This window comes from Legionella drancourtii LLAP12, assembly GCF_000162755.2.
GTDB lineage: Bacteria > Pseudomonadota > Gammaproteobacteria > Legionellales > Legionellaceae > Legionella > Legionella drancourtii.
In genome coordinates this window covers 172,891-178,852 of sequence record NZ_JH413811.1, presented here as the reverse complement: position 1 = coordinate 178,852, position 5,962 = coordinate 172,891, and the positions used below count along the sequence as shown (strand labels likewise).

The window sequence follows — 5,962 nt, the reverse complement described above, 5'->3', positions numbered from 1 at the left end:
CCATTCAGCAATACGTATTCCATTTAATGGGGCAAGATGAGGTGGGGTAGTGGAGTAGCTAACAATCAACGCTCCTGTGGCTTTTAGCAGATTATAAACCAGATCAAAAGGCAGACCAACAAGCACCCCAGTTCCTTTGCCTACATAAGCCATAGTTGCTCCGCTCATACTGGCCAAACTTATGGTGCAAAAAGAGCTAAGCAGTCTAGAAGCAATTGCTGGTGCCAATAAGGCAACACCTGTTGCGCCTGCAGGCCCCATAACTAAGAGCGAACCGACGAGAGACGTTACTTTTAAACGTGGAGTTATGGCTGCTGATGAATTGCTTAAAGCTTCAGCAACAACCCAGCCAATTGTTGAACCCACATAGGAAAATGCGGTTTCAAAAATAGGTTGGATGAGTGTTGTGACCGGATATTTATTGTAAACAGGCCGAGGGGCATTTTTTTTGCTGTCTTCATTTTTTATAAAACTTACAAATTGTTCCCATTCTTCTTTTGTAAATTCTTTGCCACCAACGATTCTTTGCTCGGCATTAATATGGGTAAGTGCATCTTGTTGATTAATTAATTTAGCTGCAGTTTTATAACAGCTTTCTTGATCTTCATCATCAAAGAAATTTTCGTTGGTTACACCTAAATATTTATTGATTAGTCGATATAGTGCGGAATTATCTTTTGAACTACCAATTTGATTTTGAATATAGAGTGCTACTGCAATCATAATTCTTGAAGCCATTAAATTAGCTTGCCATTGTTCGGCAGTTTTAATTTCTTCCTCTTCAAATAGAAATCGGTTCAGGACAAATTTCATTTTTTCTATAAATGAAATTTGTTTGCGTCTGTTTTTTACATCGGTGCCGCCAAACATGGTGGGCATACCTAGCATTGATGGAGTTGCTTCCAGATCGATTTTTCTTTCTTCTTCATAATCGCTACGTAGATTGTCAAATCGTCTAATGCTCCCTGCTACAAGAGTAAATCGCATAATATTCCCCTGTCCTTGATGTGTCATGCGCATCAATGCGCGCCGATAATTATCCTTTTGTATATTTTATCTTACTTCTTCATTGTCTAAATGCAATGTCATGGGGCTATTATTTACTAAAATGTTGCAATCTATTAAGTCATCACATTTAATTTAGTAATTAACTCATTGAAATGATACTTTTTTTTAGGATTATGATACTTTTAACATTTATGTAGCCTGGACTATGATGATGTAGGCATAAGAGAAAAGGTGGTTAAATTGACAAATGACACAATAAAAGTGGGTTTCAGTGAACGATTGAAACATTTATTTTTACTTCTTCGTGTATCTCACTGGGCTAAAGCTGTTTTTGTAATGCTGGGATTTTGCTACACACCAGTTCCTGGATATTTTGTGCCTGCGCTCTTGGCTTCACTTGCATTTTGTTTCATTTCCAGTGCGGTTTACATTTATAACGACATAGAAGACAGAATAGAAGACAGTCTGCATCCACATAAACGGCACCGACCTTTAGCCAGTGAAAAAATTTCGGTAACCGAAGCGATTTTTATGCTGTTTTTGTTGCTGATTACTGGCCTTGTTTTAGGCTGGCTGATTTCAAAAAAGCTAGCTATTATTCTTTGCGCCTATTTAATTATTAACATCGCATATAACCAGGTACTAAAACTTATCCCTATTGCTGATGTATTGTGTATTGCCGCAGGTTTTATGTTACGGGTTTTGGCCGGAACCATAGGTATTGGGCTACCTATTTCTACCTGGCTTACGATTGCGGCGACGTTATTGAGTTTATTTATTGCTTTAAATAAGCGACGCTTAGAAATGCGCTTAGGATTAAAACATTCAACACGCGAAGTTTTGCGCAAATATCATCCTGCAATTTTGTATGCATTGATTGTTGGTAGCGGCATCGCTACTTTTATTACCTATATTTTTTATATTATCTATGCACGCGATGAATCGTTTTATTTTATGTTAACTGTACCTTTTGCCGCTATTGCCTTGTGGCGGTTTGGCTGGCTTGCGACACAGGATATTGATAATGATGATCCAGTTATTGTTTTCTTAAGTGATCGCTTGTCACGAATTAATCTTTGGTGTTTTGTTGTATTGACCTTTATGGCTTTATCCCCATGAAATGGAAGTTACGATGGTATGACAGCATTTTTATTTTGCTGTTGGCTTATTTATTTGTTTTGCAAATTCAAGCTATTTGGCCATTTACCATTGATGACATGTATATTTCTTTGCGTTATGCCAAAAACTGGGCTGCTGGTCATGGCTTAGTATGGAATGTACAGGCACCTCCAGTGGAAGGATATTCTAATTTTAGTTTTGTTGCTTTAGCGGCGCTCAGCTTGCTATTAAACGGCAATCCCGTAGTTGTTCTAAAAGTTGCGGGGATGCTCGGGCTATTTTTTACTGGTTACTTCCTTTATTTGATTAGTCGTTTTTGGTTTACGACACGAGCGTCTCTTCTTTCTGTTCTTTGTTTATTCGCCTATAAAGGGCAAATTATTTGGGCGGTTCCTGGCTTAGAAACGGCGGTGTATGAAGCCTTGATTTGTGGTTCAGTGTATTTTTGCTTACGCGGGATGGGCTATCAGTTTTTCCCATACAATCGTGGGCAAGCAAAAGCAACTTTTTTAATTGTTGCTGGATTATTGCTTGCGCTGGCGGGGATGACGCGTCCAGAAGCACCAGTATTAATGGTTTTGTTTTTTATCCTGCTCTGTATCGATCGACCAAAAACAGAATTAAGGTATTATTGGTATGCAGTGCTTCTTTTTAGTCTGACGCTGGTGCTTTTTTTTACACCTTATTTTGTGTGGCGTCTTTTTTATTTTGGTTATTTATTTCCTAACTCAGTATATTGCAAAGGCCTTGTTAAGGCTTTTACTTTATCTTTGGATTTAACATACCTTAAATTAATTTGGCCTTTTGTGCTGTTTGCTTTACCTGCCTGTTTTACAGCTCACGATAGACGCCATTATTTTTTATGGTTACCTAGTCTTGTATATTTATTCATGCTTGCAGACTCAGATCCAATTGTTGCTTTTAATAATCGATTGTTTTTGCCAGCATTTGCTTTATTGTTGCCTTTAGCATTGCAAGGGATGAGTGTGGTGGTATTTTTGTATTTGCAGCGTCGGGATATTGTCTTCCTATCTTTTTTTATACCCTTGTTTTTTTATGGTTTTTTTCTTCATTCCCAGAATGACTTTGGCTGATTATCGTTACTTTAGTCAAAATCCAGTCAAAGGGGAGCAATTACGTGAAGAAGTCTTGAATTGGTTAACGATTCATACGGCTTCGGGTGAGGTCGTCGTACTGGCGGATAGTGGTATGATACCTTATTACAGTAATTTAAATTTTATTGATTCATATTGCTTGAATAATGTGTCTATGGCGCATTATCCTGCAGCGCAACGTTATGAACAATTTTGTAAGGACGTTGTGCAAGAGAAGCCGGGGGTGATTATTTTAACTTCTTTGATTGAGGAAGGAAAGGTAACCTACACACCGAGCGATGTGTGTTTGAAAGCCTGGCTTAATCAACAAAATGATTATAAATTCCAGCATGCTTTTGTGAGTAATGATCCTAACTCTACTTATCGTTATGAATTGTTTACTCATTCGGTGGGTAGAGGTGATTAAATCAATTCAATCAAGGGATTAGTATCATTGCTGTGTTTTATGATTTTACGCAACTCCGGATACGATTTTTGGTGTTATAAATAGCAACATGGTGTACTATCTCTTCTTATAAATGGATTCAGTGCCTTATATTTTATGATGCAGAAACTAACATTATTTATGAGAAAATTCTTCTTAAAATTACCAGTGATGTTGTTTGATATAACCGCAATTCCTGTGGCATGGTATACTGCCTATTGGTTGCGCTATAACATGCACCCCTTTCCTAAAATGTTAACGTCTTCTCATTCCTATATTGCATTATCTTTATTAACTGTTATTCAGGTGGGATGTTATTTTTATTTTAAAACCTATCGTGGCCTGTGGCGTTTTTCTTCGCTCAATGATGTGTTGCGTATTATAAAAGCATCCCTTTGTGCCATGATGTTGGTGATTCCTGTTTTTTATTTAACATCCATACTGCAGCATTTACCGCGTACTATCCTTCCCCTGTATTGCATGATTTTAACCACTTTACTTTGTAGTGGTCGATTAATGCTCCGTTTATATTGGGACCGACGCGCTCGAGGCCATGAATTAGCCGACATTAAGCGAGTACTTATTGTTGGTGCAGGCTTGGCTGGTGAAGGTTTGGTTCGTGATTTAAAGCGTAGTAATTATTATCAGCCGGTTGGCTTTGTCGATGATAATAGTAGCAAACGTGGTTTGGAAGTTCATGGCGTGCCTGTTTTAGGTACTATTCGCCAAATTACAGAGCGTGTTAATCAGTATTCAATTGATTTAATCTTTATTGCGATTCCATCAGCGCGCTCAGTAGAGATGCGTCGTATTGTAACTTATTGTGAAAGCAGTAATGTTCCCTTTAGAACGTTACCCAGTCTTTCGGCTTTAGCTTCTGGACGTGTTGAGGTAAATGCATTAAGGCCGGTAAATATAGAAGATCTATTAGGGCGAGATGAGGTTAATTTACAATGGGATAAATTAACGGCGGGTATTGCGGGTAAACGCGTATTGGTCACTGGTGGTGGTGGTTCCATTGGTTCGGAATTATGCCGACAAATTATGGCACTTAGACCTGCAAGCTTAGCTATAGTCGAAAATAGCGAATTCAATCTATACCAAATTGAGCAAGAACTGAGTGAAAAGTTTCCCAACATTCCGATGATGCTGAACTTGGTTAGTATTACCGATGAGGTTGCTGTTGGGCGTTTATTTGCTGATTTTTTACCAGAAATTGTATTTCATGCGGCAGCGTACAAGCATGTTCCTTTATTGCAGGATCAGGTTCGTGTGGCGGTGTTGAATAATGTACTTGGCACACAGATTATAGCAAAGGCCAGTGTCACTTCAGATGTTAAGAAATTTATCTTAATTTCCTCTGATAAGGCAGTGAATCCTACGAATATTATGGGTACTACCAAGCGCGTTGCTGAGATTTATTGTCAAAATTTAGATCGTCGGGCGAAGACGCAATTTATTACAGTGCGTTTTGGCAATGTTTTAGGTTCGGCAGGCAGTGTGGTGCCTTTATTCCAAAAACAATTAAAGACAGGCGGCCCAATCACGGTAACTCATCCAGATATGCAACGTTATTTTATGACCATTCCAGAAGCCAGCCAGTTGATTTTGCAAGCAATGGTTAATGGTTCGGGGGGCGAAATTTTTGTCTTGGATATGGGGGAACCAGTTAAAATCAGTTACTTGGCAGAACAGATGATTCGTTTAGCAGGAAAAGAGCCAGGAAAGGACATCATGATTGAATATACTGGATTACGGCCAGGTGAGAAGCTATTCGAAGAGTTATTCCATGAATCGGAGCAATTAGCGCCTACAGAACATGAAAAGCTCTTTAAAGCAAAATTTCGCGAACTAGATTGGGATGAATTAGCACAGACGATGCATTTGTTAAATACGGCTTGTGCTGAATATCAAGTTGCAGAATTATTTATTTTATTAAAGAGCTTAGTACCTGAATTACGTTCAACTGATTTACCTGTGGTTGCTTAGTAAGGAATTTTTTAAATGATAATATCTTATGATGATTTTGAAAAAGTAGATTTACGCTCTGGTACTGTAGTTAAAGTAGAAGAGTTTCCTCGCGCCAGAAAACCGGCTTATAAAGTATGGGTTGATTTTGGAGACGATATTGGTGTCTTACAAACTTCTGCCCAAGTGACGAAGAACTATACTCCAGAAACCCTTCTAGGCCGTTCTGTCATGGGTTGTATTAATTTAGGTGAAAAAAATATTGCTGGCTTTACATCTCAATTTTTAGGGTTCTTTCCCAATTACGGGGGCACTCACCAGTTAACAA

Annotated in this window: 6 protein-coding genes; 5 read left to right on the top strand and 1 reads right to left on the bottom strand. The window is 38.4% G+C overall.

Translation table 11 applies throughout. The annotated features are described in order from the left end of the window. Positions 1 to 987 (bottom strand): hypothetical protein (locus LDG_RS06035; protein ID WP_040534697.1); only part of this gene is annotated, 987 nt, incomplete at its 3' end. A 357-nt stretch (positions 988 to 1,344) separates the two neighbouring features. On the opposite strand from LDG_RS06035, the gene LDG_RS06030 reads away from it, so the two are divergent. The 5 genes from LDG_RS06030 to LDG_RS06015 all read left to right on the top strand — a co-directional run. Further along, positions 1,345 to 2,127, top strand: coding sequence for a decaprenyl-phosphate phosphoribosyltransferase (locus LDG_RS06030; RefSeq protein WP_407635265.1), 783 nt, complete (start codon positions 1,345 to 1,347; stop codon positions 2,125 to 2,127). After that, positions 2,124 to 3,221: a hypothetical protein gene (locus LDG_RS06025; RefSeq protein WP_006870315.1), complete on the top strand. Its 1,098-nt coding sequence runs from the start codon at positions 2,124 to 2,126 to the stop codon at positions 3,219 to 3,221. Before LDG_RS06030 ends, LDG_RS06025 begins: the two co-directional genes overlap by 4 nt. Next, a complete protein-coding gene (locus LDG_RS20100; RefSeq protein WP_006870314.1) occupies positions 3,214 to 3,648 on the top strand; it encodes a hypothetical protein in 435 nt (144 codons plus the stop codon). The genes LDG_RS06025 and LDG_RS20100 overlap by 8 nt, the downstream gene beginning before the upstream one ends. 159 nt (positions 3,649 to 3,807) lie before the next feature. Further along, the gene (locus tag LDG_RS06020; RefSeq protein ID WP_407635263.1) at positions 3,808 to 5,655 is read left to right on the top strand and encodes a polysaccharide biosynthesis protein; all 1,848 of its coding nucleotides are present in this window, start codon (positions 3,808 to 3,810) and stop codon (positions 5,653 to 5,655) included. Between the two features lie 15 nt (positions 5,656 to 5,670). Further along, the coding region (locus LDG_RS06015; protein WP_083821388.1) for a tRNA-binding protein at positions 5,671 to 5,962 on the top strand (292 nt) is incomplete at its 3' end.